Raw genomic sequence first — 26,977 nt, 5'->3', positions numbered from 1 at the left:
AAGGTGTTCAGATCCGGACTGGCAGCTGTGCCTGGGTGGCCGGGCGCCCGTCGCGGATACGGGTGATCTCCGAGCGTGCGAATTCCACCCGTGGTGTTTCCCCGCCGCGGTCGGTGGCCAGCGCGTCAGCCAGGTCGTAGATCGCGTCGAGCAGTTGTTCGTTGCGGGCGCGTCCGGCCCTGTCCGCTCCCGCCTTGCGGAATGTCCTGCGGCCCTTGGCATCCGCGCACGCTGCGGCCGCCTCGGTTTCGGTGAGTGTCCCGTTGTCGACCTCGGGCGCCAGGATCCGGGCGAGAAACTCTCGTTCGCGGGGCACCGTGGTCGCGAAGACGCCTGCGGCGATCGACAGGGCGATGATCATGGTGCCGGCGATGATCGCGATGCTGCCCAGGGCGCTGTCGCCGGCGAGGTTGCCCATCGAGTCCCAGAATCCGTGCAGCAGCATCGCGATCGCGATCAGGCCGATGCCGCGCGCGATCTTGCGGGGTTCGGCGGGGCGGCCCAGCAGATACACCAGTCCGGCGCAGAAGATCGCGGTGTAGAGCAGGTGGCCGGTGGCGCCGGTGATCACGCGCAGTACGACGGTGCTCATCGATGCGCCGACCTGGTTGGCGCCGAACTGCGAGGCGCCGGCGTTCATGCCGTAGGCGATGTCCTCGATGATCTCGAAGCCCAGGCCGAGGAACGCGCCGACGATGAAGCCGTCGAACGCCGTACGGATCAGCCGTGGCGCGAGGGCGATGATCAGCAGCAGACCGAAGCCCTTGGCGGTTTCCTCGGTGAACGGTGCGCTCAGGCCCGGACCCCAGTCCTGGGCGAAGGCGTGGCCGAAGACCTTGCCGTAGATGGCGATCAGGGCGGTGTTGGCGTAGGAGGCCATCGACCAGGTGGCGGCGAACCCGCCCCAGCAGAAGGCGGCGACGAGCAGTTTCGTGGGTTGGCGGGCGTAGCGGTCGATGTGGGCGACGAACCACCAGAACAACGCGCCGTAGACGGTGAACACCACGGCAGTGACGGCGATCGCGCGCCCGTAGGCGGGATAGCTGGTGGCGATGCGTGAGACGAACAGCATCGCTCCGGAACCGGTGATCAGCAGATACACCCAGAACGCGAGATTGCGTGGCTGGTAGAAGGTGAAATCGCGGCCCCAGCCGGAGTTCTCGATGGCCAGGAACCTGGTCTGGGTCAGGTCGCTGCTGCCGGTCACCGCACTGCTCCGATCGGTTCGATACTGGCGATCATCTCGGCGACCTCGCCGAGGATGTCCTGGCCCGGTTGCGTCGGGCCGACGGCCACGACCTCGATTCCGGTTCCGTTGAAAACGAACGCGGCGAGCACACCATCTACGCCTGCGGCCGCGTAGCGGGTGATGATTCCGGTCAGACCGGCGCGGGTGGTGATGGCGACCGGGTCACCGGTCGCGTTCAGCGCCCCGCCGAGAAGTTCGTCGGTGCGCTGGATCTGATCGAGCAGGGCGGTGGCGTCGCCGTCGAAATTGCCGGTGCGGACCACGAATTGGGTCCCGCCACGGGTGAGCACCGCTTGCGGCGGGTAGCCCTGCCCGCTGGGCTCGTCGCTTCGACGTTCCCCGGCGACCAGCGACCAGCCACCGGCGGCGGTGAAGCCCACCTGACCCTGCACCGCGATCACATCGCCGACGGCGGTCACGTCCCTCTCCGGGATCGCGGCGTCGATCTGCGGCAGCAGCACCCCCTGCAGAAGGGCTAGCACGAGCACGACCAGGGCGGGCAGGATGGTCCGCTTGTCCATGCCGAGCCAGCGGCGATCCACCGGCACCCAGCGGTCACCCGGGTCGAAATACTGTTCCGAGAAGACCCTTTCGGTCTCTCGCTGATGTGTTCCCACGTGCGTCTCCGTGATCGGTCGGTGGCTCAGGCGGCGTGCGCCGGAGCGGGCTCGATACTGTGGCGCTTCACCAGCAGCACGATCGCGAGCGCCGGGTAGAGCAGGATCGGCAGCAGAGCACCGAGATAGAAGGTCTGATCGATCAGAATCGACGTGCCGGTCAGCAGGGTGAAGTCGAACAGGCCGTGCAGCACCGAGTTGACGGTGTTGCCGCGGGTGACCCGCCGCGTCAGGTAGAAGAAGTAGCCGGCCAGGCTGACCATGATCGCCTGCCCGATCGCGTTCGCGCCGTGGGTGATGCCGTTGGTCAGATGCACCGCCCCGAACACGATGCTCGACCACAGCGCGACCTTGCCCTCGCTCAGCCCGTGATCACGCAGGACCACCACGCCGATTCCGCGGAACATGCCCTCCTCGCCCCAGCCGACGAACTGGGTGGCGATCAGCAGCACCAGTGTGTACAGCAGGCCTTTGTCGGACAGGGCGCTGTAGTTGATGCCGAAGACGATCGCGACGAGGAACACGATCGGCACGACCCGCACCCACGGCCGGGTCGGCCGATCGTCGTGCAGAACCGGTCGCGTCCAGCCGAGATAGGCGATGAGCCCGTAGGTGAACGCCAGGGCGACGCCGAGCGGGATGATCATGCCGTAGAACACCGCACGCGTGGACAAGAAGTCGTCCTCGCCGGTCAGCTCGGTCATCAGCAGGCCACCGAGCTGGATGATCGCCAGATAGACGATCACGGCCAGCGCGAACATCGGATAGGACAGGCGGCGGCGACCGGCCTGTGTGGCCGATAGCGCAGTTTCGGGCGTGCTCATGCGGGTAAAGAATATCCGCCCGGAAAGCTGGACGCTCGATATGGACTCGTGTCGCTCGACGCCTGCCGCTCTGGTAGCGACCTTATGGCAACCACGCAAGGTGGCTCCGCCCGTGCGCGGTATCTTCGCGGGGGAAGGGGGTAATCATGCTGGCGGGGTTGATCTCGATCATGATCGACATCGCGGACGCTGACCGGTAGATGTACCGGTTCGTCCGGCCGGAGCATCGGTTGGCCAATTTCGGGCGAACAATCTGGCGCCGAACTGTGACGTCTCCGGGTCAGGGTCGGAACTGCTGTGATTGCAGCAGTTCGTCGTAGCGGTGCAGCGACGGCGCGGCCGGGCACGAGTCGGGCGTCAGCTCGTCCAGGACTGCGGCGAATTCGCCCTCGTCGCGGTCGGTCTCGGCGGGGCGGGGTCACACACACACATCGCGCCACAGCCTGACAGCACCTTCGAGGTCACGCTCTCGACCGGCGAGAGCGTGCCGTACGACGCGGCACTGGTCGCCAACGGCCACCACTGGGATCCGCGGCTGCCCGACCCGATGTGGCCGGGCGCAGCCGAATTCACCGGCGAGATCATGCATTCCCACGCCTACGCCGAGGATGCGCAGCTGGTGGGCAAGCGGTGCCTGGACACGAAATCTCGGCCGAGCACTGAAAGCTGTAGGTAGCGCCGCACGGAAACCTCACAGATTTGACCGGAATCGATGCGAATTCATGCGAAACGGTGAGAACAGTCGTTTCGCGAAAGAGCCTGGCGCTGAGCGCTATTGGGTACTGATGGGTTTGGACAATTGGAACGCGCGCCGAGTGGTCGTAGGTCAGATTCCTGTCAGACCGACAGTGAAACCCCTCTGACCTCGGTCGAAGAGGCTTCTGTGCCCGGAAACTTGACGTGTTCTGGCCCGATATCGTCGGCGATCCCGGCAGTCACGAAGTGGTCCGGTTCCAACGCGGCGACGACGGCCTTTTGCACACCTTTGCGCAGGTGTGGGATGGTGGTGGGTGAAAGGACGGACGTGACTGCGACGACGCACTCGACCACCGTCGGCCTCGGGCCGCGCGCACTGGCCAACCGGCGACGCATCGTCGCTGTGGCCGGGGACGAGTTGCTGCGAAATCCCCTGGCGAGTATGGAAGACATCGCTGTGGCCGCGGGGATGGTCCGCCGCACCCTCTACGGTCATTTCCCCACAAGGGAAGCGCTGATCGACGGCATGCTCGACGAGGCCTTCGAGCAGGTCGGTCGCGCACTCGACGGTATCGACACCGCGCAACCGCCCGCCCGGGCGACCGCGGATATGGCGGTCGCGCTGTGGGCTGTCGGCGACGAGTTCCAGCTGCTGCTGTGCCTGGACGAAGCCGGGTCGCGAGCCCGGATGGCCGACCGGCTCGCGCCCGTCCGCGCCCGGCTGATCACGTTGATAGCGGCTGGTCAAGCCGACGGAACCTTCGCTGGTCACCTGCCGCCCGCAGCGTTGGCCGGGGTGCTCACGGCGCTGGTGCTCGAGCTGCTGAAAGCGCACAGCGATGGTGAATGGGTCGGTGCCGAAGCCGCGCGCGACGCCGCCCTGGCTTGCCTGATCGCGGTCGGCGTCGACCGTTCCGGTGCCGCGGAGATCGCCCGGTCCGCCGCGGAGGCCGCGCAGCACTGATCGCAGGTGCGCTCGTCGGGCGATTGCTCGTCGAAACGCGCTGTCCCCGAATGAATCCAAGGGTGTGCTCGCCGGCACGAACCCGGGCGGCTGTGAGTCCCTTCACGAGTTCTTGCACATTGGTGTGCAATGGACGTAGTTTCACAGCTACGTGCAATTGCACGAAGGTGTGAAAATGTCGAAGGAGCGGGATATGACCAGCCAGGTGGCAACTGTGCGCATGGCGTACGCGACCAAGACCTCTACCGGGGGCGCCCCCGTCGATGTGTCCTCGTGGACGCTGCGCGGTGTGGGCGCGATCCGCGTCCTGTACGGCCTCGTCCCGTTCGCCACGCTGATCCTGGGGACCGAGGTCGGCACCGGAATGGCCGTCCCTGTCTTCGTCGTGGTCGGCCTGGTGTCCGTCCTGATCGGCTCGGCCACCGTTGCGCTGACTTCTCGGCTGCTGAGCCGCGACGACGCTGTCCTGGCCGCCGTCGGCGTCGACGCGATCCTCGTGGTCCTCGGCGTCGCCGCGCTCATGGTGGGCTGGGATCAGTTCACGGTCGCCGCCGCCGTGGTCGTCCTCGGCGGGGTGGTGATCGGGGCGTTGTCCGCGGCGGTCGTCGCGATCGTCACGGCGGTGCGCGAAGCCTGATCCGGACGCGGTGCGAAGTGCCCGAACGGCGCCCCGGAATTCCGGAGGCGCCGTTCGTGATTTGGATGCGGTGCGGGTTTCTACGCGCCCCCGGCGGGGCACATCGGAGATGGGAACGTGGGTGACCTGGGAATCTTGTCCGGTCGACTGTTAGTTGAGGCGGATTTCGCCTTGGGCTGAGAGCAGTGAGGAGACATCATGGCGGTCACACCCGGTCTCGGTCTCGCCCTGCTCTGCTTGGCGCTGGTAGCCGCCGCGACCCTGGTCTACTGGCTGGCCCACTTGGGCTCACTGTCGGTGGTGCCCGCAGCGGCGGGTCGAGCAGTGCTGCAATTGAGCCTGATCGCGCTGATCCTCGCCGCGGCGCTGCGGCATGTGTGGTCAGCGGTGCTCGTGTTGCTCGTCATGTCCGGTGCGGCGGCCGTCACCTCGGCGCGACGCGCCGAGGCAGGCCGGTCAGGAGCGTGGCTCGGGCTGGCCATCGCCGCGGGCATCACCGCGGTGCTGCCCGCGACCCTGCTCAGCGGAGTCGTCCCGATCCATGGGATCACCCTCGTATCGATCGGCGGCATCCTCCTCGGCGGCACCATGACAGCGACCTCGCTGGCAGCGCGGCGCGGCTTGGACGCCATCGCCCTGCGCCGGGGCGAGGTCGAGGCTGCGTTGAGCCTGGGGTTCGGAGAACGGGCGGCCCACCTGCTGGTCCTCGACAACACCGCGATCGACGCGCTGATACCGGGTGTGGACCAGGCCCGCACAGTCGGATTGGTCAGTCTCCCCGGCGCTTTCATCGGCGTGCTGCTCACGAGCGGGTCGGTCGTTCAAGCCGGTGCCGTGCAGATCCTGGTCCTGATCGGCCTGATGCTTTCGCAGGCGGTCGCGGTCGCGGTGACGGTCGAACTGGTCGCGCGAAGAGGTGTCCACCGTGCTCGACCGCGCTGAGTTACTCGGTCGAATGTAACGCCTGATACATTTGCGGCCGTGACGGAGATGGATTCGCTGATGCGGTGGGTCGTTGTGCTGGTGAAGTTGCCCTCGGAGCCGTCGCGCCATCGGGTGGCGGTGTGGCGGGAGTTGCGCCGGGTGGGTGCGCTGTCGCTGGGGCAGGGAGTGTGGGCTGCGCCGGAGGTCGCGGTTTTCGCCGCGGGCATCGCGCGGGCGGTGGAGTTGACCGAAAAGGCTGGTGGAGAAGCGATTTCATTGCATGCCTCGGGCGCGAGCACCGCTGACGCGACCCGGTTCGAGGCGATGTTCACCGCTGCGCGGGAAGAAGAATGGTCGGAATTCGTCGCCGACTGCGGCAAGTACGAGGTGGAACTCGACAAGGAGATCCGCAATGCCAAGTTCACCCTCGCCGAGCTCGAGGAGGAGGAGCAGAGCCTCGAACGGCTGCGGCGCTGGCATCGCGATATCAAGGCGCGCGACGTCTTCGGCGCACCGAAAGCGGCCGCGGCAACACAGCGTTTGCAGTACTGCGCGGAACGCTTCGCCGACTACACCGAGCGGGTCTTCGCCGCGCTGCACGCGCCGGACCCGTCGGCGGGCGGTGCGCTGTGATGACCGGTTCCACGCCTCCTTTCCCGCCCAGGTGGCGGATGTGGCCGCTGTACGCGGCGGGCTTCACCACCGCGTTCGGTGCCCACGGCATCGCGGCGAATCTGGGGCCGGAGACCGGGGATCTGCGTAGTTCGCTGCTGTATCTGGGGTTGTTGCTGGCCCTCTACGACGGCGCCGAGGTGGTGCTCAAGCCGGTGTTCGGGTCGATCGCGGACCGCGTCGGGGCGCGTCCGGTCCTGATCGGGGGGCTGATCGCCTTCGCGGCCGCGTCCGCGGTGTTCGTGATGGTCGACGACTCCGGCTGGCTGTGGCTGGCGCGCCTCGGCCAAGGCGCGGGCGCCTCGGCGTTCTCACCCGCTGCGAGCGCGCTTGTTGCCCGGTTGCACCCGAAAGCCAAGCAGGGCAGAGCATTCGGCAGCTACGGATTCTATAAGAGCATCGGCTACACCCTGGGTCCGCTGCTCGGCGGTGCCGTGGTCTGGGTCGGCGGACTGTCGCTGTTGTTCACGGTCATGGCGGTGCTGGCAGCCGGGGTAGCGGTCTGGGCGGCATGCGCGGTCCCGTCGGTCCCGCCGCTGCCCCGCGCCAGACAAACCGTCGTCGACCTGGCAAGGCGACTCTCGGAAGGGTCGTTCCTGCGCCCGACCGCTGCCCTCGCGGCGGCGACCGCCGCGCTGTCGGTGGGCGTCGGATTCCTGCCCGTGTCCGGTGCCGCCGCCGGTCTCGGACCGGTGGTCACCGGCGCCGCGGTTTCGCTGCTGGCGGCGAGCGCCGCGGTCGTGCAGCCGCGCGCGGGCCGGGCGATGGACGACGGTCGTCTGCCGGCGCGGCAGGGTATCGCGGCCGGACTGGTGATCACCGCGGCTGGACTGGGATTCGCCATGTTCCCGGGCCTGGCCGGGGTACTGCTGGCCGCGGTCGGCATCGGAATCGGCACCGGTCTCATCACGCCGCTGGCTTTTGCCACCTTGGCCGCCACCACCCCCGACGAGCGGATGGGGCAGACGATGGGCGCCGCCGAACTCGGCCGCGAACTCGGCGACGCGGGCGGACCGCTGCTGGTCGCCGGTGTAGCTGCCGCGGCGACGCTCACGGTCGGCTACGCAGCACTGGCTCTACTCCTCGCCGCCGCACCAGCACTGGTAGCCCAACGAACGGGCCCCCGAGTCGCAACGAGAGAGGGCTGAGAACGAACGTGTCGGCCGACGACTGAGATCCTGGCTCGGCGAGCTGAGCCTCTTCTCGGTGGCCTACTCGTCCGGTCGACTACCTGAGAAGCTCGGCCATCACACGCTGCAAATCGGCAACCGCCGACGTCGCTGGCTATTGGTGGCGCCAGACCTTGACCGAGGAGATGAGCAGCAGCACGGTCAGAATCGGGATCAGCACCGCGCTGGGCACGGCTCCGAGCAGCAGCCCGCCGATGATGGTTCCGGCGATCGATCCGGCGGCCATGGCGAACACGAAACGCGTGTTGGTGCGCAGGATCTGGAAGCTCTGGTCGCGGCTGTAGCGGGCGAAGGCGACCAGCATCGTCGGTAGCGACACCATCAGCGACAGGCTTCCGGCCACTTTGATGTCCACGCCGAACAGCAGCACGATGGTCGGGATCAGCAGCTCTCCGCCCGCCACGCCCATCAATGCGGCGACGATCCCGATCCCGACACCGGCGGCCACCGTGACTCCGAAACGAGCGAGTGCCGGGAGCTCGACGGTGCCGAGGTGGCCCAGGTGACTCACGGCCAGGGCAGCGGCGATCAGCACGAGCAGCAGCGCGAGAACCCGGTAGAGGGCCCGTGAGTGCATTCGGGTGGCCCAGCCCGCACCCAACCAGGCACCGGCGAGACTGCCGATGAGGAGATTGGCCGCGATCGTCCAGTGCTGGGCGACCTCGGCATACGGCAGTGTGATCAGCCGAGCAGGCAGGGCGGTGAGTACCACGATCAGACTCATCGCCTTGTTCACGATCACCGCGTGCAGGGCCGCGAACCCGAACAGCCCGATCAGCAGGGGTAGCCGGAACTCCGCGCCACCGAGGCCGATCAGGCCACCCAGCACACCGATCACCGCGCCGGTGGCGAAGACCAGTAGCAGCGCATCGCGTCGCGCCGCGGCAGCCGTTGTCGCCGGGTCCTCAGCTGTCTTGCTCACATGCCGAGACGGTACGGCCCCGGCTCGGCCGCATCGCTCCTGGTGGGTGTTGTGAGGCCTATGCGGGTTGCGTGATCTGAAGGCGGGGTGTTAACTGCCTGACGCAAGGTGCCGTCGTTCGCTGAGGCTCCTTCACGGATACAGGCCAGCGACCCCGAACGTCGAGAGACGCCCCGGGTCAGGACAGGTCTCCCCGGCTTAAGGGGTGGCCCCGATTGGCTCCCGACACCAGCAGGTGTGTGGGTTCACGCCGTGGAGTGCCAAAGGTCTTACGAGGAGTGGTACCGGATCGGTCTTCCCAGTGCTGAATCCGCTGCCTTGGCATGTTCGTGTGTGGAAGGGAGGTGGTCGTCGTGTCCGACGGCAGTCATAGACATTGCTTTGTTCACATTTCACGCGGTGACCATCGTGGCGTCGGCTCGGGCGGGGTCGTTCTCGCCTAGTTTGTTGTGCGCGGGGTCACCATTCGAACTTTCGAAGGTTGTTGCCCATGTCCACTTGGGAAATGTTGTTGCGTTTGGGGGCCGGTGTCGGCCTGGGCGCGCTGATCGGTATCGAACGCCAGTACCGGGCGCGCATGGCCGGTCTGCGGACCAACGCGCTCGTCGCGGCCGGTGCCGCATTGTTCGTTCTGTTGTCCGCCAATGGATTCGAGGGAGGAACCGCTGATCCGACGCGGGTCGCCGCGCAGATCGTGTCCGGGATCGGCTTCCTCGGTGCGGGTGTGATCATCCGTGACGGGGTCAGTGTTCGCGGCCTGAACACCGCGGCCACGTTGTGGTGCGCGGCTGCGGTCGGGGCGTTGGCCGGTGCGGGGATGTACTCCACCGCCGCCGCGGGCACCGTCGCGATCATCGCTGTGAACGTCGCCTTGCGTGCGGCTGGTCGCGCGGTCGACCGGGCGCCGGATTCCGGTGCCGAGCAGTCGGTGCGGTACATATTCCGCGCGTTGACCGACGACGACAACGAGGCGCATGTGCGGGCGTTGCTGGTGCAGGCGCTCACGCGGACCGATTTCCGGCTGACCTCGATCGCCAGCGCCAACACCGGCGTACCGAGCCGGGTCGAAGTGCTTGCCGAGTTGATCGGCGACGATCGCGACGACCGGCAGATGGAGTCCGCGGTCAGCCGGTTGAGCCTCGAGCCCTCCGTGACCAGCGTCAGCTGGCATACCGCCGAGATCACCGAATCGCAGGCGCAGTGACGACCGAGTCTGTGACGAGAAGGCACGTCGAACCGGAACTGCGGAGCTGAGTTGTGCTGATAGGGGTTCGGCGGGCGCGGTCGTACCGACGCCGGACACCCTGACCGGCACGCGCCGTGGACGACCGCTGCGTCGGTGTTGCCGTCGGCCGTGGGAACCGCGTTCGCGACAGGGCGCTAGGGAATCGTCAATCCGATCGGCTGGATCTTGATCGACCACGACGGGGACAGGTTGGATGGCTGACATGACCGCGAATCCGGGCGCCTCGCGCATGCGCTGCGCTGTGCCGGTCGGTCACCATCTGCCTTCCGCGCTGGAGCTTGTCGGCTTCGGCAGCGAGGACGAACCGCCGAGTCCGAAGGCGTGAGGGCCGCCGCGCGCTCAGCGCGGCACTTCGTCGAATTCCGCCGATTCCCCTCCACTCGGTAAGCAACGTCTCCCCGCCGTTCTCATGGCGGTGACCGAATCCACTGTGCGTGTGCGTATTCCGCTGCCGGCGGTCGCGCACGTCTATTTCCCGATGGGAGAACAATGTCCGAAATCGTGTCCGGTGACCGTCTCGTATTGGTCACCGGCGTCGACGAACGTCTCGGCTACGCCACCGCGCTGCGGTTCGCCGCCGAAGGCGCGTCCCTGATCGCGCACGCCCAGGATCAGCAGCGGGCAGAGCGCACGCTCGACCGCTTGGTCGCCGACGGTATCGACCCGCGCACGGTGCGACTGGTCACCGCCGATTTCCATCGGCTGGATGAGGTCGACGCACTCGCCGCCCGACTCCGCACCGAACTCTGCGCACTCGATGCTCTGGTCAACGCCGCCGCCATGGCGGGCGCGCCGGGCAGGACGCGCACCGAAGACGGATTCGAGCTGACCTTCCAAGTCAACTACCTTGCGCCACAGCGTCTCACGATGGCGTTGGCCGACGCGCTCGCCGCTGCCCGCGGCCGTGTGGTCAACGTGACCTCGAAGATGCACGCCGGCGGCAATATCGACTACTCGGATCTGGACCGCAAGCGGGGCCACTACACGCCGACCGCGGTCTACGCGCAGTCCAAGCTCGCGCTGACCATGTTCACCCGCTCGCTCGCCGAAACCGGCCCCGGTGGCCTCACCGCGGTCAGCGTGCACCCGGGCGAGTTCGAGATCGACATGCCGCAGCTGCGCTCATGCGCCGACGAGCCACTCGACGAACCGGCCGCAGTGATCGCCACGCTGTGCGCACCCCAGACCGCGGTCGTCGACGGTGGCTACTACATCGGCACCGACCTCACCGATCCCGCAGGGCTGGTACGGAATTCGCGAGCACGTGCGCGGCTGGCTTCCTGGTCCAACGAGCTTCTGGTGTCGGCCTGATGTCCAAACGCGCCTCGAAGAAACGTGCACGCCGAAAGAACAAGGCCAACCACGGCAAACGCCCGGGAGCGTAGTTCGGAAGGTCGCGGTTCCCCACGCGATGCCGTTACAACCAGCGGATGCGACGGAACACCACGACCAGTGTGGTGCAGATGACGACCATGGTAGCCAGGACCGCAGGGTAGCCCCAGACCTGTTTCAGCTCGGGCATGTGGTCGAAGTTCATGCCGTAGATCCCGGCGATCATGGTCGGCACGGCGAGGATCGCGACGATCGCCGAGATCTTGCGCATGTCGGTGTTCTGCTGAACAGCGATCTTGGCTACCGCAGCACTGACCAGGGTGGTCAGTGTTTCGTCGAAGTCGTTGATGCGTTCGGCGACGCCGATGTGGTGATCGGCGACGTCACGCAGGTATCGGCGGACTTCCTTGGGCAGCGGTGTCTGTGGGGCGGTGAGGGTTTGCAGCGGGCCTGCCAACGGGCACACCGCGCGTCGGAGTTCCACGACTTCGCGTTTGAGCTGGTAGATCGCTTCGATCGGGATGGTGGTGCGCGGGGTGAACAGTTCTTCTTCCATGGACTCGACATCGTTTTCGACGGCCTCGGTGACTTCGATGTAGGAGTCGACGACGTGGTCGGTGATCGCGTGCAGGACCGCGCCGGGGCCGAGGGCGAGCCGGTCGGGGTCGGCTTCGAGTCGGTGCCGCACGTGGGCGAGGCCGGTGTGTCTGCCGTGGCGGACCGCGACGACGAAGTCGGGGCCGGTGAAGATCATGATCTCGCCGGTTTGCACGATCTCGCTGACGATGTGCATGTCGTGCTCGACGTAGGCGACCGTGCGCATCACGGTGACGAGGGTGTCGTCGTAGCGTTCGAACTTCGGGCGCTGTCGGCCGTTGACCGCGTCCTCGGCCGCGAGCTGGTGCAGGCCGAAGGTCGCGGCGATCTCGCCGATCTGGTGCTCGTCGGGTTCGAACAGCCCGACCCACACGAAACCCACACCACGCGAACGGATCTCGGCCAGCGCCGAGGTGGGTGTGAAACGGCCGGATAACCGTTTTCCGTCGACGTAGGCGGCGCAGTCGACGATCGCGCGGGCCGTCGGTACGACCGGTTTCGGCACCGCGACGGCACTGCGTTTGCTGCGGTACAGGAACGGCGAATTCGAGACCACCGCCCCGAGACTGCGACGCTGGACAGCGTCGGTCGGCGCGGTCGGAGTGGGAGTTGTCTTGTCAGCCATCAAGTTTGACCGTTTCGAAGATCAGCTGCCACGCAGTGGGGCAGGGGTCGGGATGGGGTCCGGGTCCGCGGTGGTGTACCCACCAGGTGACGGTGCCGGAATCTGCGGCCGACACCCCGCACGAGCCCGGTGACTGCGGGTGACGCCAGTAGAAGCCGCCGAAACTCTCGGTGACCAGTGCGTCGGTTCGGTAGCCGAGAGCGACAGCGGTTTCGCGGTCGAACATCAGTGAGTTCTTCGCCAGCCAGCCGTAGGTGACATCGGCGGTGCCGCTGTCGTCGGTGGTGGTCGTCCAGGTGCAGATCGTCGGTGCGCCGACCGGGCGCAGACCGGTGAGACCGGTCGCCTCCTCGATCCTTTCGAGGGTCAGTGGACCGCATCCGGCCAAGGTGCTGTCCTCGGCCCGTTGCGGCGGCCCACTCGGTTCCGCCGCCGAGCAACCGGCGACGGCGAGGGCGAGCAGCAGGGCGGCCGTGGTGCGGGAGACGGGAGTTCGCATCGACATCACCCTCCTAGCGTGGCGGCGGCCAGCTGTACGGCAGCCGTGCACGGGTCAGTAGGGGAGTGCTCGACCTTCCAGGCGATGAAGTCCGAAGCGCCGGTGCCGACGGCGATCTCGCACCCGGTGGGGTCGAACCAGCGGAAGCCCGGCCTGTCGGCGACCTCGGTATCGGCGCGAGTCCCGGCGACTTCGTGGCGGTAGTCGGCCAGGCCGCTGCCACGAAGCCATCGGAAAGTGACCGTTGTCTCGGTGTTCTCCCAGCGGCAGGTCAGGGGGTCGGACATAGTGCGCGTCAGGTCGGGTGCCCCTGTGGCGGCGGTGATCTCGGAGTCGGTGCGTTGGCCGCACAGTCCGACGAACTGTGCCTGCGAATCTGCCGAGCTGGTCGAGGACGCGGTGGGCGATGCCGGCGCCGACACGGTTTGCGCGCAGCCGGCCAGGACCGATACCGCGGCGATGGCTGCGAGCGCGAACGCGGCGCCGCGCACGGCTATCTGACTATGCGGTGCGATCATCGGTCCTGCGCTGCGTCTGTTCGGGGACGTCGAGCATCGTCGCAGCCGCGAACCCGACGATGGCGGCGACACCGGGGTCGGCGAGCAGATACACCTGGCGGCGGCCCTCCTTGCGTGCGTTCACCAGCCCGGCGAGTTTGAGTTTGGCCAGGTGCTGGCTGACCACGGCGACGGATTGGCCGATCTCGGTGGCCAGCGTGCCGACGTCGCGTTCGCCGTGGGTGAGCAACCAGACGATCTGCAGGCGCGAGGTCGCCGCGAGCATGCCGAAGGTCGCCGCGAGGTCATGGAGTTGCTGCTCGGAGAGCGCGGCGTCGCCGGTATCTCGCTGGGGGATCACGTCGTTCTCCACATCGCAGGCAGGATCGCATGCCCTTCAACACTTGCGCAAGTGATTGACTTTCCGGTGGATCGCGGCTTCTATTGCATCGGTCGCCCTCGGCGTCCCGGTGCCCCGCATGATTTCGGTGGCGAAGAAGCTCGACAACAAGCGGCAGCCGCCGAACCTCGAGCGACAGGCCATATAAGACATGACACGTGACGACTGCAGAATCAGATCATGAAGGTGCTCACGATCGGTCCGACCCGATCGGTGTTCGAGGAACTCGTCGCGCTCGGCACCTCCACGCGCGGTCTGACCGAAGACGAGGCCGCGAACCGACTGCACACCCACGGCGAGAACCGCGTCGAGGCGGTGCCCGCCGTGAGTTGGTGGCAGCGAGCGCGATCGGCCGCGGGAAGTCCCTTCGTCGTGCTGCTCGCCGTCTTGTCGGTGATCCTGGTAGCGGTCGGTGATCTGCGCGGTGCGATCACCTGCCTGACCATGGTCGCGGTGTGCGCGGGTGTGCGCTGGTGGCAGCTCATCCGCGCCGACCGGGCCATGGCGGCACTGCACGAACTCGACCTGCACACCGCGACGGTGCGGCGACGTGTGAGCGCGGATGCGGTGCCCCGGCGACGGGAGGTGCCGGTCGAAGATCTCGTGCCCGGCGATGTCGTCGAACTCGACGCCGGTGACGTGGTCGGGGCCGACGTGCGGCTGCTGAGGACCAAGAGGCTGCGCGTCGACCAGTCGGTGCTCTCGGGTGAGTCGCTGCCGGTCGGTAAGAACGCCGACACCGCAGGCGGCACGGTTGCCTCCGCATTGGACCGCCCTGACCTGTGTTTCGCGGGAACCGGCGTGGTCAGCGGATCCGCGGTCGGTGTCGTCGTCGCCACCGGTTCGTCGACGGCCTTCGCCGAGGCAGGGAGCTCGATCACCATGACCCGCCCGGTCAGCAGCATCGATGCCGGAGTGCGCTCGGTCAGTTGGACTCTGGTGCGGTTCATGGCCGCGCTCGTGCCGATCGTCCTGGTGATCAGCGGCGGCATCAGCGGCGACTGGACCCGGGCGATGCTGTTCGCGATCTCGGTCGCGGTCGGCCTGACACCCGAACTGCTCCCGGTCGTGGTCGCCGCGACCTTCCTGCGTGGTGCTGTCGCGCTGAGCCACCGCAATGTCGTGGTCAAACGACCGGAATCCCTCGGCGATCTCGGCGCGGTCGACGTGCTGTGTATCGACAAGACCGGCACGCTCACCGAGGACCGCGTCGCCTACGCTTTCGCCGTCGACCTCGACGGGCGACCCGACGACCTCGTCGACACCTACGCCTACCTGGCCGCCGCCTACCAGAGCTCACCACACAACCAGCTCGACACCGCCCTGACCGAGCGCCTCGACGACACCGACGAGATGCTGACCCTGGCACGGTTCACCGCGATCGACGACACCCCGTTCGATCCCGAGCAGCGCCGCTCCACCGTCATGGTGCGCGAACGCGGCGACGAGTATCTGCTGATCACCAAGGGCGACCCGCAGGCGGTGATCGAGTTGTGCGACCACACCCAGACCGGCGGTTGCGTGCGGCCGATGACCGGCACTGCGCGCCGCGCTGCGGAACTGCTCGTCGCGAACTACCACGACGACGGCGTGCGGATCCTCGCGGTAGCCGCGAAAACCGTTCCTGACCAACGATTCCCAGCGCCATCGCTCGATCACGACAGCGGCTTCACGCTTGTCGGGTTCGTCGGGTTCGTCGATCCGGTTCGCCCCTCCGCGGAACCTGCGATACACCGTTGGCGTGAGGCCGGACTCGCCATCACCGTCGTCACCGGCGACTCGCCCGCCGTGGCCCGCCACGTCTGCCGACGCGCCGGAATGCCGGTCGACCGAGTCGTCCTCGGCGCTGAGGTAGACGAACTCACCGACCGGCAACTCGCCGACCTCGCCCGCGCGTCCACCCTCTTCGCCCGGGTCGATCCGCACACCAAGACCCGCATCGTGACCGCGCTGCGCGGCGACGGGCACACTGTCGGGCTGGTCGGTGACGGCGTCAACGACACCGCCGCGCTGCGCGTCGCCGACGTCGGTATCTGCATGGGCACCGCCGCCGCGACCGCTCGCGGCGCGGCGGATCTGATCTTGCTCGACAACGATCTCACCGCTGTCGCCGACGCGGTCGTCCAAGGCAGGCGCACACTGGCCAACAGCGCCAAGTTCGTCACCATCACCACCGCGTCGAACCTGGGCAACGCGATCAGCGTCGTCGCCGCGTCGGTGCTGCTGCCGTTCCTGCCGATGCTGCCCGTGCAATTGATGGTGCAGAACCTGCTCTACGAAACAACCCAGCTCACACTGCCGTTCGACACTGTCGACCGTGCGTCGCTCGCGCGGCCGGGGCGGTGGCGGCCCCGTAGTCTGACCGCATTCGCCATCACCTTCGGACTGATCAGCTCGGCGTTCGACCTGGCGACCTTCGCGATGCTGTGGTGGATCCTCGGGGCCGATACCCCCGCCGAGAGTGCGCTGTTCCAGACAGGATGGTTCGTCGAGGCGACGCTGTCGCAGGTCCTCGTCGTCCTCGTACTGCGCTCCCGACCCGGTCGAACCACCCCGGCACCGACCCGGCTCCTGCTGGCCGCGGTCGGACTCGCCTCGTGCGCGGCGCTGATACTGCCGTTCCTTCCGGCCATCCATTGGATCGGCCTGACCGCCTTGCCGACGGCCTACTTCCCTTGGCTGGCAGGCATCCTCGTCAGCTATCTCGCCATCACCTACGCGGTGCTGCGATTCTGGCCGCAAGCGGCCCGTCGGTGACGGGGCTGTCCGCGCTCGCATCCCGCATGTGCTCCGAATATGCTGTGCTTCGTGTCGAATCTGCGGATCAGTGAAGTAGCCGCCTTGATGGGTGTCAGTGATGACACGGTGCGCCGGTATATCGATCAGGGTCGACTCACGGCGATCCAGCTCGACAGCGGTCGCAAGGGAATAGAAGGCCGCGAGCTGGCCGAGTTCCTGCTGAACAACGCGGAGGCCCCAGAGGCGGGAACCACCGTCGCGTCCTCCGCGCGCAACCGCATGCGCGGGATCGTCACGCGGATCGTGAAGGACACCGTGATGGCCCAGGTCGAGATGCAGGCCGGGCCGTTTCTGCTGGTGTCGCTGATGAGTCGCGATTCTGTCGACGAGCTCGGTCTCGAGGTCGGCAGTATCGCGGTGGCCTCGGTCAAGTCGACCCATGTTGTCGTCGAAGTCCCGGAAAGCTGACGAGGTCGAACGTGACTCGTACAGCGCGCGCGGTCTTCGCCGAGGCCGGATTCGGCAACCGGTGACCCAGGTCGCACGGCGGCGGTCGGCCCGAGGTCGGCGGCCGCTGATCCTCATGGTGCCCGCCGTGTGCGGTCTGGTCTTTCTGACTCTGCCGCTGATCGGCATGCTGCTGCGCACGCCGTGGCGGACCTTGCCGGAACGGTTGGTCAGTGCCGAGGTCGGGCAGGCACTGCGGCTGTCGCTGATCTGTGCCACGTCGGCGACGCTGGTGTGCCTGGTCCTCGGCATCCCACTGGCGTGGCTGCTCGCTCGGGGTGATGTGCCCGGGCTCAGGTTCGTCCGTGCTCTCGTCACGGTGCCGCTCGTGCTGCCGCCGGTGGTCGGCGGCGTGGCGCTGCTGCTGGTACTGGGCCGACGCGGCTTGGTCGGCCAGTACCTCTATGAATGGACCGGTTTCTCGTTGCCGTTCACCACCGCCGGGGTGATCGTGGCCGAGGCATTCGTCGCGATGCCGTTCCTGGTGATCTCGGTCGAAGGCGCGCTGCGCGGCGCTGATCCACGCTACGAGGAAGCCGCGGCCACGCTCGGCGCGTCGCGATGGCTGACCTTTCGCAGAGTTACTCTGCCCTCGGTGATGCCCGGCGTCGTCGCGGGCGCCGTACTGTGCTGGGCCCGCGCGCTCGGCGAGTTCGGCGCGACGATCACCTTCGCCGGTAGCTTCCCCGGCACGACCACGACGATGCCGCTGGCGGTGTATCTCGCCCTGGAAACCGACCCCGAGGATGCGATCGTGCTCAGTGTCGTGCTGCTGGCGGTATCGGTGGCTGTGCTCGTCGCACTGCGCGACCGGTGGACGCGGGGCACACTGTGACCCTGAAAGCCGAAATCCGCGTCATCCGTGAGTCTTTCGCGCTCGACATCGCTTTCGAGGTCGCACCGGGTGAGGTCGTCGCCCTCCTGGGACCCAACGGCGCGGGCAAGACCACCGCCCTGCGGGCGCTGGCAGGACTCACACCGTTGAACGCAGGGCGGATCGTTCTCGACGACCACGTCTGGGACGCACCGCCGGACCGGTTCGTCCCGGCGGAACGACGTGAAGTCGGAGTCGTGTTCCAGGACTATCTCCTGTTCGCGCACATGAGCGCCCAGGATAACGTCGCCTTCGGACTACGTGCTCGCGGACAGCACCGCAGCACGGCCAGGACCAAGGCCACCGCGTGGCTCGAACGAGTCGGGCTCGACAGGCACGTGCACGCGAAACCCCGTGCGCTGTCGGGCGGTCAAGCGCAGCGAGTCGCGCTGGCGCGTGCGCTGGTGACCGATCCGGCCCTGCTGTTGCTCGACGAGCCACTGGCCGCACTCGACGCGGGTACCCGGCTGCAGGTCCGCTCCGAACTGGCGCATCATCTCGGTGACTACCCCGGGCACACTGTGCTGGTCACCCACGATCCCTTCGACGCGATGATCCTGGCCGATCGGCTGATCATCATCGAGAACGGCGCCATCGTCCAAGAGGGCGCACCGAGCGAGGTCGCCCGGCGCCCACGCACCGATTACGTCGCGAACCTGGTCGGACTCAACCTCTATCAGGGCACGGCCGCGGGCACCACGGTCGATCTCGGCGACGGCGCGGCCTTCACCGTCGCCGAACCCGCCCAAGGTCCGGTCCATGTGTCGTTCGCTCCCACCGCGGTGAGCCTCTATCCGGACCGTCCCAGCGGCAGTCCGCGAAACACCTGGCAGGTCACCGTCACCGGCCTCGAACAGCACGCGCACACGACCCGTGTCCGGCTCGACGGCGCACCACCGGTCTTGGCCGAGGTCACCCCCGCCACCGTCGCGGACCTACGACTGCACAGCGGAGCACAGCTGTGGGCCTCGGTGAAAGCGACCGAAATCCACACCTACCCAGCGTGATCGACACCGGCGGGAGCCTCGGCGGCCAGGACGTACACCCACGCCGGCGCCCCTGAGCGCAGCGGCAGCAGAACCCGCGTGTAGTCGGCGACTTCGTAGAAGTCGGCGGCATCGAGATCGGCTGCGGTGACGGTGAATACGGTTCCGGGAACACCGGATTCCCCGGTAGCGGGCAGCAACACCGGGTGAATGGCGCTGCCGCTGGTCGCGATGACGGCCGGATCGGTGATGGTCACTGTGCCCAGCCGGTATCCGGCGATGGCGTCGGACCGGCCGTCGAGCTCACGGCCGAACACGGTGCGCTGGACCTCGGGCTGACGCAAGGTTCCGTAGGAGAACAACAGGATGTCGGGCATGCCGTCGACTCAATCAGATCCGCATATGCGGAAGAACGTGATCTGAGTCTCCTCCTCTGCGGTATTCGCTCACCACGCTCCGTGGCTCTTCGCGATTACCGGCCGTGACCTGCGATTGAGGTTCATGACCCGAGCGAACGCACAAGGATAGGCAAGTGCGGGTGAGAAGTCGGTGATGCATGGGCAACTACGGTGATATTGGTCGGAAATATCCGATAATGAGGATTACGACATGGTCGGAGTCGATGGGTTGCAGCAGGTCGCGGCCGGTGCCGTAGGGAAGACGATCACCGCGGACCCGGTACCGGAATGCGTCCTGCAGATCTCGGTTGCCGACCTCCCGTCGGCGGTCCGTCGCGGACTGCAGCCGATCGCACCCACGACTCGACTGCTCAACGACGCCGTCGGTGCGACATTGGCGCGGCCGCTGCAGGCACAGACCGCCGAACCCGCCGTCGACGCGGCAGCCCGCGATGGTTACGCCGTCAGCGGTCCCGGCCCGTATTGGGTGGTCCGGGCAGGGAAAGTGAGCTCGACGACACCGGCTCTGGCGGCGGGGGAGGCCGCCCGGATCACGGCCGGGACGCCGACTCCGCTGTGCACCTCCGCGGTGATCCGTGACGCCCACGTGGAGTTCGCGCGCGTCCTGGGCCGGGCGGTGCTGATGCGCACAGCGGGGGCTCCCAAATCCGACGACACCCGGGTCCGCGGTGCGCAGTGGCACGCGGGGATGGTGCTGGCCTCGGCGGGCGTCCGGCTCGGCCCTGCGGTGGTCTCGGTCGGGTCGAGCGCGCAGGTCGGTCAAGCCTCGGTGCGCGGTCCGCTGTCGGCCGATGTGCTCGTTGCCGGTGGCCGATTGGGTCGGGGCAACAACCGCGTCACGCGATGGGCGCCCGATGCGGTCGCCCCCGTGATCTCGGACTTCCTGCGGGCGTGCGACATTCGGTCCGGGAAGGTGTGGCAGATGAGCGACGGCGAACTGCTGCGCTCGTGGTTCACACTGCCGACCGACGCCGAGGTCGTCGTTGTCGTCGGCGCGCTCGAGGAAGTCCGTTTCCTGCTGGCCGAGATCGCCGCCGACATCATCGTCGACGGGGTCCGGATGCGTCCCGGTGGCGAACAGCTCCTGGCCCGACTACCCGATGGGCGCACTCTCCTGGCGGTGCCTGCCGATCCGTTCGAAGCGATCGCCGCGCTCATGGTGACCGGGCGGTGCGTGCTGGAGGCGCTGACCGCGCGTGATCCGGTAGCGCCGATGCTCGGGCGCCTGGTCGACCGCTCCGCCGCGACCGAGGACCTGACCGAAATCGTTCCGGTCGGGCAGGTCGGAGGCGGGGTATGGCGGGCCACCGGCCCTGTCGGTGTCCCGCACCTGGCGCATCTGGTCGAGGCACAAGCCCTCGCGCTGCTCCCGCCGGGCGGTACCCGTGGCGCGCTCGCCGAACTGATCCCGCTACCGCGATGACCGGCCCGATCCGCACGGTGTGCTCCTACTGCGGCGTCGGCTGTGGCATCGCACTCGAGGTCGAGACCGGCCCCGACGGAGCCACGCGAGTACGCAAAGCCCCTGGCGACAAACAACATCCGGCCAACGGCGGACGCCTGTGCACCAAGGGCGGCAGCCACCTCGACCTGCTCGGGGTCGACGGTCGCCTCGACACCGCACTGGTGCGCGCCGAGCGTGGCGCCGAGCCGGTCGCGCAACCCGTGGACGCCGTCATCGCCGACACCGCACGGCAGCTCCGGCAGCTGATCGACACCCACGGTCCCGACGCGGTGGCGCTCTACGTCTCGGGCCAGATGACGCTCGAAGCCCAATATCTGGCGAACAAGCTGGCGAAGGGTTTCATCGGGACCAATCAGATCGAGTCGAACTCGCGGCTGTGTATGGCTAGTGCGGGCAGCGGATACAAGCTGTCGCTGGGCTCGGACGGCCCGCCCGGTTCCTACGAGGACTTCGATCACGCCGACGTGTTCTTCGTGATCGGCGCCAACATGGCCGACTGCCACCCGATCCTGTTCCTGCGCATGATGGATCGTGTCAAAGCCGGTGCCGAGCTGATCGTGGTCGACCCACGCCGAACCGCGACCGCCGACAAAGCCGACCTTTTCCTGCAAGTCACACCGGGTAGTGACCTGGCACTGCTCAACGGCCTGCTTCACCTGCTCGTCGAAGGTGGACATGTCGACGAAGAGTTCATCACCGAGTTCACCGAGGGCTGGGCGGGAATGCCCGAGTTCCTCGCCGACTACACCCCGGCGACCGTCGCCGCGCTGACCGGCATCGCGGTCGAGGACCTGCGCCGCGCCGCCGAGCTGATCGGCACCGCGGGGGAGTGGATGAGCTGCTGGACAATGGGATTGAACCAGTCCACCCACGGCACCTGGAACTCCAACGCCCTGATCAACCTGCACCTGGCCACCGGCGCGATCTGCCGCCCAGGCTCCGGCCCGTTCTCCCTGACCGGTCAGCCCAACGCGATGGGCGGGCGCGAAATGGGCTACATGGGACCAGGCCTGCCGGGACAGCGTTCGGTCCTGGTCGACGGCGACCGTGAGTTCATCGAGAAACTGTGGCAGGTACCCGCTGGCACGCTGCGCACCGAGGTCGGCAGCGGCACCATCGACATGTTCGCTCGCATGGCGGCGGGTGAGATCAAGGCGTGCTGGATCATCTGCACCAATCCTGTTGCGACAGTGGCGAACCGAAAAACGGTCCTGGCCGGTCTGGAAGCCGCCGAGCTGGTGATCACCCAGGACGTCTTCACCGAAACCGAGACCAACGCCTACGCGGACGTGATCCTGCCCGCGACGCTGTGGATCGAAGGCGAAGGGGTGATGATCAACTCCGAACGCAACCTCACCCTGGTCCCGAAGACCATCCCGGCACCGGGCGAGGCCATCCCGGATTGGCAGATCATCGCCCGAATCGCCTGCGCGATGGGCTATTCCGATGCCTTCTCCTACAGCAGTGCCGAGGAGGTCTTCGAGGAGATCAAACAGGCCTGGAATCCGCGCACCGGCTACGACCTGCGAGGCGCCACCTACGACCGGCTGCGGGAGGGGTCGTTGCAGTGGCCGGTCGCGCCGGACGGCCCGCGCCGCAACCCTATTCGCTACCGCAACGACGGCATCAGCCAGCAACTGCGCACCCGTGAGGACGGAACCACACCACAGCTGTGGTTTCCGACCGCGTCCGGGCGTGCGGTGTTCTTCGCCCGGCCGAATCTGAATCCGGCCGAACTACCCGACGACGACTACCCGTTCGTGCTCAATACCGGTCGCGTGCAGCATCAGTGGCACACCCTGACCAAGACCGGCAAGATCGCCAAACTCAACAAGCTCAACCCCGGCCCGTTCGTCGAAGTCCACCCCGACGACGCCGCCCGCCTCGACGTGTCGGCCGGAGACTGGGTCGAGGTCGCCTCGCGGCGAGGCCGCGCGGTGCTGCCCGCTGTCGTCACCGACCGCGTCCGGGTGGGCGATGTATTCGCGCCGTTCCACTGGAACGACCTGTTCGGCGAATACCGGGCGGTCAACGCCGTCACCAACGACGCCATCGACCCCATTTCCCAGCAGCCGGAGTTCAAGATCTGCGCGGTGCGGCTGATGAAGGTCCCCGCACCGATCGCGGTCGAGCCCACCGGCGACGAGCCGGTCGTCGACGCCGCGCCGGCTGCCGCTGCGACGCCGGCGACCGCGACCGGTGTCCGGGCACCTGCCGGTGCGGTGGCGACAACTGCCGCTGCACTCGGCCTCGGTGACCTGAGTGTTCCTCCGCTGTCGGAGTCCGACCGGGCCTATCTAGCTGGGTTCCTTTCCGGGATAGAACGTCTCGATGCAGCGGTGCTGCCGGTGTTGCCACCGAGCGCACCGTTGCCGCCGCAGGCCACGTCCTGGGTCAACGGGATGCTGGCGGGGGTCTTCGGACCGCATCCGAGCGTGCCGAACCAGATCGAGACCAACACCGAACAACCCGGCCCGGTCGAGGTCGTCGACCCCGCGCACGCGGCGATCGAGGTGCGTCCCTTGGTGGTGTTGTGGGCGTCGCAGACCGGCAATGCCGAGGACTTCGTCGCCTCGACTGCCGTGCCCGCGCTCGCGAGTACCGGTCGTGCGCCGACTGTGTACGGCATGGACGAGATGACAGTGGACCGGCTTCCGCCCAACAGTGATGTGCTGGTTGTGTCGAGCACCTTCGGCGACGGGGATGCTCCCGACAACGGCGCGGCGTTCTGGGCTTCGCTGGCCGAGTCGGGAACAGGCGCCCTGTCCGGTTCGCGATTCGCGGTGCTGGCCTTCGGTGACTCGAACTACGACGCGTTCTGCGGGCACGGCAAACGTCTCGATGAACGTCTCGCCGAGTTGGGCGCCGAGCGGATGCTGGACCGGGTCGACTGCGAACCGGATTTCGAGGAGACCGCACACGCCTGGCTCGCCCAACTGCTGCCCGCGCTGCAGAACCCACAACCCGACGCTGCGGCTCCGACAGCCACCACGGCACCCGCAACGCCCCCCGCGCCGATCCCCGGCTCGACCAGGACCGAGGTCCGTGTCGATACCCCGACCGGACGTCTTGTCGGCAACCGCCTGCTCAGCCTGCCCGGAGCACAGAAAGAGGTACGCCAGTTCACCTACGACCTCACGGGTTCTGACCTGATCTACGACGTGGGCGACGCGCTCGGGGTACGCCCGGCCAACGACCTCGGCCTGGTATGGGAATTTCTCGCCGTCACCGGATTGGACCCGGCCGCTGTCGTCGAGGTACCCAAAGCTGGTCCGATGCCGCTGTCGATCGCACTCGAGGCCTACCTCGACCTCACCCGCACAACCACCGAACTGCTGCGCTTCGTCGCCGAACAAGCCGGGGACCGCACCATCAAATGGTTGCTGCGCCCGGATAACAAAGGAGAGCTGGCCAAGTGGTTGTGGGGACGCCAACCGGTGGACATCGCGTCAGAATTCGTCTTGTCGGCAGATCCGCAGCAGTGGGTCGCGCTGTTCAAACGTCTGCAGCCGCGCCTTTATTCGATTTCGTCGAGTCCGCTGGTCGACCCCACCCTCGTCTCGACCACGGTGTCGGTGATCCGCTACGAGGGTCCGACCGGCCGCCCGCGTGGTGGTCTGTGCTCGGCCTATCTCGCCGACGCCGAGCTCGAACAGCCCTTGGTCCTGCACATCCAGCCCGCTCCGCACTTCCGGCCGCCCGATGATCCCGCGACTCCCGCGATCATGGTCGGTCCCGGCACCGGGGTCGCCCCGTTCGTCGGGTTCCTCGAACACCGCCGCGCCCGCGGCGACCAGGCCCCGAACTGGCTGTTCTTCGGCGAACAACACGAAGCGACCGACTTCTACTACCGCGAGGAACTGCTCGAACTACAGCAACACGGTGTGCTGAGCCGGCTGGACGTAGCGTTCTCCCGAGACCAGCGAGCCAAGATCTACGTCCAGGACCGCATGCGCGAACACGGCGCGCACCTGTGGAACTGGCTGCGCGACGGCGCCCACTTCTACGTCTGCGGTGACGCGGCGCGAATGGCCAAGGACGTCGACGCCGCACTGCGTGAGATCGTTTCCCACCACGGCGCGATGACCGAAGAAGACGCCGACGCCTACGTCAAGAAACTCGCCACCGATAAACGGTATGTCCGCGACGTGTACTGAGCCGATCCGCGGCGCACGAGATCTACGCTGTTCGCCATGCGACTGAGCACACGAAACCAACTCGACGGCACGGTCATCTCGGTCACCCGCGGAGAGGCCATGGCCGTGGTCCGTATCCGGCTCAACGGCGGCGACGAGGTCACCTCATCGATCACCCGCGACGCCGTCGACGACCTCGCCCTGGCCGAGGGATCGGCAGTGAAAGTCCTCATCAAATCGACCGAAGTCACCCTCGGCGTCGAATAGTCAGGGCCACAACAGCACTCGCCGCCACCTACCGTCGGCAGCCTCGTACCGGAGGCGTTTGTGCCGACGGTCGGATTCGCCATTCGACCGCACGACCGCGACGCCACACCCGTGAGTTCGATCCTTGCCTCGGTCGCCGAGAGCGCCCAGAAGGAACGGCTGCTCGTGCGTGGTCCCGTCACCGCTGATGTGCTGCTGGCAACCCGCGCGGCGCGACACAACTTCGCCGGCCCTCACATCTTGGAACCGTGCATCGCGGACTATCTGTGCGCCTGCGGCATTCGTTGTCACAGCATCGGCCAGGTGAACAGTGCCGAAGACGCGTGGGCCACACTGACGGCGACGGCCGATGCGCCGACTGCCCTGGCTCTCGTGTCCCCCGCGAGCGAGCCTCACGCGCTGGCCGAGTTGATCCTGCTACCCCGATAGCCCGTCCAGGCAGCGGCTGGAACCGAGGTGACAATGTTCGCAGTTGAAGTACGATCAGCGTTGTTGTGCCGCATCCCAGATGTGATCTCACAAGGATCACCGCATCTGCGGAGAGGGGACTGTAACCGGCGGGCGGATCCGATGTGACCGCCCAGAAACAGCGACTGCCTACCGTGCTGAATCTGCGACCGTCGCCCGGCCGGATCGGGTGCAGCCCCGACCGAGACGGGCCAGACCTCACCCTGTTGTAACCGGAACCGCTGAAAGTTGATGAAGTTGAAGATGACTCGCATGGTCTGTGGCGTTGCGATGGCCGCCACCGTGGCGCTGGCCACGGTCGGCTGCGGAAACGACACGACGACCGAACCCGCATCGGCGGACAAGGTCACCGGGACCGTGACCGTTTTCGCCGCTGCCTCGCTGACCGAGACGTTCACCGAACTGGGTAAGCAGTTCGAAGCAGCGCACCCCGGGGTCAAAGTGGTCTACAACTTCGGCGCCAGCTCGGCGCTGGCCGAGCAGATCAAGCAGGGCGCGCCCGCGGATGTGTTCGCTTCGGCGGCACCGAAGAACATGCAACAGGTCGTCGACGCCGGTGAGATCACGGCGAAACCGGTGACGTTCGTGCGCAACCGTCTCGAGATCGCGGTGCCCGCCGGGAACCCCGGTCACATCACCGGTCTGGCGGACTTCGGCAAGACCGAGCCGAAGATCGCACTGTGTGCCGAGCAGGTGCCTTGTGGTGCTGCCGCGAAAACCGTGTTCGAGGTCGCCGGGGTGACCCCGCAGCCCGACACGCGTGAATCCGATGTGAAGGCCGTGTTGACGAAGGTGACCTTGGGCGAGGTAGATGCTGCCTTGGTCTACCGGACCGATGTGCATGCCGCCGGTGCGAAAGTCGAAGGCATCGACTTCCCGGAGTCGGCCAAGGCTGTCAACGACTACCCGCTGGCACCGCTGGCCAAGGCCCCGAACGCCGCGGCCGCCGCGGCGTTCGTCGAGTTCATCGGCTCGGACAAGGCACGCGCGGTCTTCGCCGAGGCCGGATTCGACAAGCCGTAGCAACATAGCCCCGCGACGACCGGAGCATCCGAGATGGACCACCATCCCCGGATCGGTCCGGATACCGGTCGAAGGTCGTCGTGCACAGGGACAGCGGGTCCCGGTCGGCGGTCGTGTTGTGTCACGAGGTCTTCGGACTGACCGACGCACTCGGCCACCGCGGATCATCGGGAACAAGGCCGTTGATCGAGTCGTCGGAAGT

Annotated in this window: 28 protein-coding genes and 1 riboswitch; of the genes, 19 read left to right on the top strand and 9 right to left on the bottom strand. The window is 67.2% G+C overall.

Translation table 11 applies throughout. The features are described from left to right. Positions 1–7 precede the first annotated feature (7 nt). The 3 genes from ACFWPK_RS09330 to ACFWPK_RS09320 are packed head-to-tail and all read right to left on the bottom strand — an operon-like array spanning position 8 to position 2,690. A complete protein-coding gene (locus tag ACFWPK_RS09330; protein WP_378914118.1) occupies positions 8–1,207 on the bottom strand; it encodes a PrsW family intramembrane metalloprotease in 1,200 nt (399 codons plus the stop codon). Beyond that, positions 1,204–1,866, bottom strand: coding sequence for a hypothetical protein (locus ACFWPK_RS09325; RefSeq protein WP_378914117.1), 663 nt, complete (start codon positions 1,864–1,866; stop codon positions 1,204–1,206). Before ACFWPK_RS09325 ends, ACFWPK_RS09330 begins: the two co-directional genes overlap by 4 nt. 26 nt (positions 1,867–1,892) lie before the next feature. After that, positions 1,893–2,690, bottom strand: a complete 798-nt coding sequence (locus tag ACFWPK_RS09320) for a CPBP family intramembrane glutamic endopeptidase (RefSeq protein ID WP_378914116.1) — start codon at positions 2,688–2,690, stop codon at positions 1,893–1,895. A 301-nt stretch (positions 2,691–2,991) separates the two neighbouring features. On the opposite strand from ACFWPK_RS09320, the gene ACFWPK_RS09315 reads away from it, so the two are divergent. The 6 genes from ACFWPK_RS09315 (at position 2,992) to ACFWPK_RS09290 (ending at position 7,731) form a co-directional block, all read left to right on the top strand. Further along, entirely contained in the window at positions 2,992–3,366 is a 375-nt protein-coding gene (locus ACFWPK_RS09315; RefSeq protein WP_378914115.1) for a hypothetical protein, read from the top strand. Between the two features lie 348 nt (positions 3,367–3,714). Then, the gene (locus ACFWPK_RS09310) at positions 3,715–4,350 is read left to right on the top strand and encodes a TetR/AcrR family transcriptional regulator (protein WP_378914114.1); all 636 of its coding nucleotides are present in this window, start codon (positions 3,715–3,717) and stop codon (positions 4,348–4,350) included. Between the two features lie 193 nt (positions 4,351–4,543). After that, complete coding sequence (locus ACFWPK_RS09305) at positions 4,544–4,987, top strand: hypothetical protein (protein ID WP_378914113.1); 444 nt, start codon at positions 4,544–4,546, stop codon at positions 4,985–4,987. Positions 4,988–5,185: 198 nt separating this feature from the next. Continuing rightward, on the top strand, positions 5,186–5,929 hold the full coding sequence (locus ACFWPK_RS09300; RefSeq protein WP_378914112.1) for an ABC transporter permease: 744 nt from the start codon (positions 5,186–5,188) through the stop codon (positions 5,927–5,929). 48 nt (positions 5,930–5,977) lie between these two features. Then, positions 5,978–6,544, top strand: a complete 567-nt coding sequence (locus tag ACFWPK_RS09295) for a Chromate resistance protein ChrB (RefSeq protein WP_378914321.1) — start codon at positions 5,978–5,980, stop codon at positions 6,542–6,544. Then, positions 6,544–7,731, top strand: coding sequence for an MFS transporter (locus ACFWPK_RS09290; RefSeq protein ID WP_378914111.1), 1,188 nt, complete (start codon positions 6,544–6,546; stop codon positions 7,729–7,731). The genes ACFWPK_RS09295 and ACFWPK_RS09290 overlap by 1 nt, the downstream gene beginning before the upstream one ends. Before the next feature lie 136 nt (positions 7,732–7,867). Here ACFWPK_RS09290 and ACFWPK_RS09285 read toward each other — a convergent pair whose 3' ends face one another. Beyond that, entirely contained in the window at positions 7,868–8,695 is an 828-nt protein-coding gene (locus ACFWPK_RS09285) for a TSUP family transporter (protein ID WP_378914110.1), read from the bottom strand. Between the two features lie 106 nt (positions 8,696–8,801). Continuing rightward, positions 8,802–8,982, top strand: a riboswitch (M-box (ykoK) riboswitch). 203 nt (positions 8,983–9,185) lie between these two features. Between ACFWPK_RS09285 and ACFWPK_RS09280 the strand changes: the two genes are divergently transcribed. The 4 genes from ACFWPK_RS09280 (at position 9,186) to ACFWPK_RS09265 (ending at position 11,326) form a co-directional block, all read left to right on the top strand. Further along, the gene (locus tag ACFWPK_RS09280) at positions 9,186–9,899 is read left to right on the top strand and encodes an MgtC/SapB family protein (RefSeq protein WP_378914109.1); all 714 of its coding nucleotides are present in this window, start codon (positions 9,186–9,188) and stop codon (positions 9,897–9,899) included. Between the two features lie 235 nt (positions 9,900–10,134). Continuing rightward, a complete protein-coding gene (locus ACFWPK_RS09275) occupies positions 10,135–10,266 on the top strand; it encodes a hypothetical protein (RefSeq protein ID WP_378914108.1) in 132 nt (43 codons plus the stop codon). 164 nt (positions 10,267–10,430) lie between these two features. Then, the gene (locus tag ACFWPK_RS09270) at positions 10,431–11,252 is read left to right on the top strand and encodes an SDR family NAD(P)-dependent oxidoreductase (protein WP_378914107.1); all 822 of its coding nucleotides are present in this window, start codon (positions 10,431–10,433) and stop codon (positions 11,250–11,252) included. Next, positions 11,252–11,326 carry a 50S ribosomal protein bL37 gene (locus ACFWPK_RS09265; protein WP_378914320.1) on the top strand — a complete coding sequence of 25 codons (75 nt, stop codon included), beginning with the start codon at positions 11,252–11,254 and terminating at the stop codon, positions 11,324–11,326. The genes ACFWPK_RS09270 and ACFWPK_RS09265 overlap by 1 nt, the downstream gene beginning before the upstream one ends. A gap of 32 nt (positions 11,327–11,358) precedes the next feature. On the opposite strand, the gene corA is transcribed toward ACFWPK_RS09265, so the two are convergent. Genes corA through ACFWPK_RS09245 form a run of 4 tightly spaced genes read right to left on the bottom strand, consistent with a single transcriptional unit; the run spans position 11,359 to position 13,852 of the window. Next, positions 11,359–12,495: a magnesium/cobalt transporter CorA gene (gene corA / locus ACFWPK_RS09260; RefSeq protein WP_378914106.1), complete on the bottom strand. Its 1,137-nt coding sequence runs from the start codon at positions 12,493–12,495 to the stop codon at positions 11,359–11,361. Beyond that, on the bottom strand, positions 12,488–13,000 hold the full coding sequence (locus ACFWPK_RS09255; protein ID WP_378914105.1) for a DUF3558 family protein: 513 nt from the start codon (positions 12,998–13,000) through the stop codon (positions 12,488–12,490). The genes corA and ACFWPK_RS09255 overlap by 8 nt, the downstream gene beginning before the upstream one ends. Further along, positions 13,000–13,512 carry a DUF3558 family protein gene (locus ACFWPK_RS09250; protein ID WP_378914104.1) on the bottom strand — a complete coding sequence of 171 codons (513 nt, stop codon included), beginning with the start codon at positions 13,510–13,512 and terminating at the stop codon, positions 13,000–13,002. The genes ACFWPK_RS09255 and ACFWPK_RS09250 overlap by 1 nt, the downstream gene beginning before the upstream one ends. Next, entirely contained in the window at positions 13,496–13,852 is a 357-nt protein-coding gene (locus tag ACFWPK_RS09245) for an ArsR/SmtB family transcription factor (RefSeq protein WP_378914103.1), read from the bottom strand. Before ACFWPK_RS09245 ends, ACFWPK_RS09250 begins: the two co-directional genes overlap by 17 nt. Positions 13,853–14,071: 219 nt before the next feature. Here ACFWPK_RS09245 and mgtA point away from each other — a divergent pair, with 219 nt between their 5' ends. The 4 genes from mgtA to ACFWPK_RS09225 all read left to right on the top strand — a co-directional run bounded on the left by mgtA (position 14,072) and on the right by ACFWPK_RS09225 (position 19,018). Further along, a complete protein-coding gene (mgtA, locus tag ACFWPK_RS09240) occupies positions 14,072–16,648 on the top strand; it encodes a magnesium-translocating P-type ATPase (RefSeq protein WP_378914102.1) in 2,577 nt (858 codons plus the stop codon). A gap of 51 nt (positions 16,649–16,699) precedes the next feature. Beyond that, positions 16,700–17,098 (top strand): molybdopterin-binding protein, encoded by a 399-nt coding sequence (locus ACFWPK_RS09235; protein ID WP_378914101.1) that lies wholly within the window; start codon positions 16,700–16,702, stop codon positions 17,096–17,098. 61 nt (positions 17,099–17,159) lie between these two features. After that, the gene (modB, locus tag ACFWPK_RS09230; protein ID WP_378914100.1) at positions 17,160–17,972 is read left to right on the top strand and encodes a molybdate ABC transporter permease subunit; all 813 of its coding nucleotides are present in this window, start codon (positions 17,160–17,162) and stop codon (positions 17,970–17,972) included. Further along, complete coding sequence (locus ACFWPK_RS09225) at positions 17,969–19,018, top strand: ABC transporter ATP-binding protein (RefSeq protein WP_378914099.1); 1,050 nt, start codon at positions 17,969–17,971, stop codon at positions 19,016–19,018. Before modB ends, ACFWPK_RS09225 begins: the two co-directional genes overlap by 4 nt. Here ACFWPK_RS09225 and ACFWPK_RS09220 read toward each other — a convergent pair. Further along, positions 19,006–19,374, bottom strand: coding sequence for a gamma-glutamylcyclotransferase family protein (locus ACFWPK_RS09220; RefSeq protein WP_378914098.1), 369 nt, complete (start codon positions 19,372–19,374; stop codon positions 19,006–19,008). The two genes, ACFWPK_RS09225 and ACFWPK_RS09220, sit on opposite strands and share 13 nt — an antisense overlap. Positions 19,375–19,606: 232 nt before the next feature. On the opposite strand from ACFWPK_RS09220, the gene ACFWPK_RS09215 reads away from it, so the two are divergent. The 5 genes from ACFWPK_RS09215 (at position 19,607) to modA (ending at position 26,775) form a co-directional block, all read left to right on the top strand. After that, positions 19,607–20,839 carry a molybdopterin biosynthesis protein gene (locus tag ACFWPK_RS09215; RefSeq protein WP_378914097.1) on the top strand — a complete coding sequence of 411 codons (1,233 nt, stop codon included), beginning with the start codon at positions 19,607–19,609 and terminating at the stop codon, positions 20,837–20,839. Then, complete coding sequence (locus tag ACFWPK_RS09210; RefSeq protein WP_378914096.1) at positions 20,836–25,038, top strand: molybdopterin-dependent oxidoreductase; 4,203 nt, start codon at positions 20,836–20,838, stop codon at positions 25,036–25,038. Before ACFWPK_RS09215 ends, ACFWPK_RS09210 begins: the two co-directional genes overlap by 4 nt. 36 nt (positions 25,039–25,074) lie before the next feature. Beyond that, complete coding sequence (locus tag ACFWPK_RS09205) at positions 25,075–25,284, top strand: molybdopterin-binding protein (RefSeq protein WP_378914095.1); 210 nt, start codon at positions 25,075–25,077, stop codon at positions 25,282–25,284. Between the two features lie 111 nt (positions 25,285–25,395). Beyond that, entirely contained in the window at positions 25,396–25,713 is a 318-nt protein-coding gene (locus ACFWPK_RS09200) for a hypothetical protein (protein ID WP_378914094.1), read from the top strand. Positions 25,714–25,995: 282 nt separating this feature from the next. Further along, the gene (gene modA / locus ACFWPK_RS09195; RefSeq protein ID WP_378914093.1) at positions 25,996–26,775 is read left to right on the top strand and encodes a molybdate ABC transporter substrate-binding protein; all 780 of its coding nucleotides are present in this window, start codon (positions 25,996–25,998) and stop codon (positions 26,773–26,775) included. Positions 26,776–26,977: the final 202 nt, after the last annotated feature.

This window comes from Nocardia sp. NPDC058519 (assembly GCF_042719755.1).
Taxonomy (GTDB): Bacteria; Actinomycetota; Actinomycetes; order Mycobacteriales; family Mycobacteriaceae; genus Nocardia.
This window is presented reverse-complemented; position numbering and strand designations above follow the sequence as displayed.

Bases quoted from the DNA above. Each gene is read 5' to 3' on its own strand.
- mgtA (WP_378914102.1), top strand. From the start codon at position 14,072: ATGAAGGTGCTCACGATCGGTCCGACCCGATCGGTGTTCGAGGAACTC.
- ACFWPK_RS09255 (WP_378914105.1), bottom strand. From the start codon at position 13,000: ATGTCGATGCGAACTCCCGTCTCCCGCACCACGGCCGCCCTGCTGCTC.
- ACFWPK_RS09320 (WP_378914116.1), bottom strand. From the start codon at position 2,690: ATGAGCACGCCCGAAACTGCGCTATCGGCCACACAGGCCGGTCGCCGC.
- ACFWPK_RS09300 (WP_378914112.1), top strand. From the start codon at position 5,186: ATGGCGGTCACACCCGGTCTCGGTCTCGCCCTGCTCTGCTTGGCGCTG.
- ACFWPK_RS09220 (WP_378914098.1), bottom strand. From the start codon at position 19,374: ATGCCCGACATCCTGTTGTTCTCCTACGGAACCTTGCGTCAGCCCGAG.
- ACFWPK_RS09215 (WP_378914097.1), top strand. From the start codon at position 19,607: ATGGTCGGAGTCGATGGGTTGCAGCAGGTCGCGGCCGGTGCCGTAGGG.
- ACFWPK_RS09280 (WP_378914109.1), top strand. From the start codon at position 9,186: ATGTCCACTTGGGAAATGTTGTTGCGTTTGGGGGCCGGTGTCGGCCTG.
- ACFWPK_RS09275 (WP_378914108.1), top strand. From the start codon at position 10,135: ATGGCTGACATGACCGCGAATCCGGGCGCCTCGCGCATGCGCTGCGCT.
- ACFWPK_RS09270 (WP_378914107.1), top strand. From the start codon at position 10,431: ATGTCCGAAATCGTGTCCGGTGACCGTCTCGTATTGGTCACCGGCGTC.
- ACFWPK_RS09305 (WP_378914113.1), top strand. From the start codon at position 4,544: ATGACCAGCCAGGTGGCAACTGTGCGCATGGCGTACGCGACCAAGACC.
- ACFWPK_RS09205 (WP_378914095.1), top strand. From the start codon at position 25,075: ATGCGACTGAGCACACGAAACCAACTCGACGGCACGGTCATCTCGGTC.
- ACFWPK_RS09290 (WP_378914111.1), top strand. From the start codon at position 6,544: ATGACCGGTTCCACGCCTCCTTTCCCGCCCAGGTGGCGGATGTGGCCG.
- ACFWPK_RS09295 (WP_378914321.1), top strand. From the start codon at position 5,978: ATGGATTCGCTGATGCGGTGGGTCGTTGTGCTGGTGAAGTTGCCCTCG.
- corA (WP_378914106.1), bottom strand. From the start codon at position 12,495: ATGGCTGACAAGACAACTCCCACTCCGACCGCGCCGACCGACGCTGTC.
- modA (WP_378914093.1), top strand. From the start codon at position 25,996: ATGACTCGCATGGTCTGTGGCGTTGCGATGGCCGCCACCGTGGCGCTG.
- ACFWPK_RS09250 (WP_378914104.1), bottom strand. From the start codon at position 13,512: ATGATCGCACCGCATAGTCAGATAGCCGTGCGCGGCGCCGCGTTCGCG.
- ACFWPK_RS09210 (WP_378914096.1), top strand. From the start codon at position 20,836: ATGACCGGCCCGATCCGCACGGTGTGCTCCTACTGCGGCGTCGGCTGT.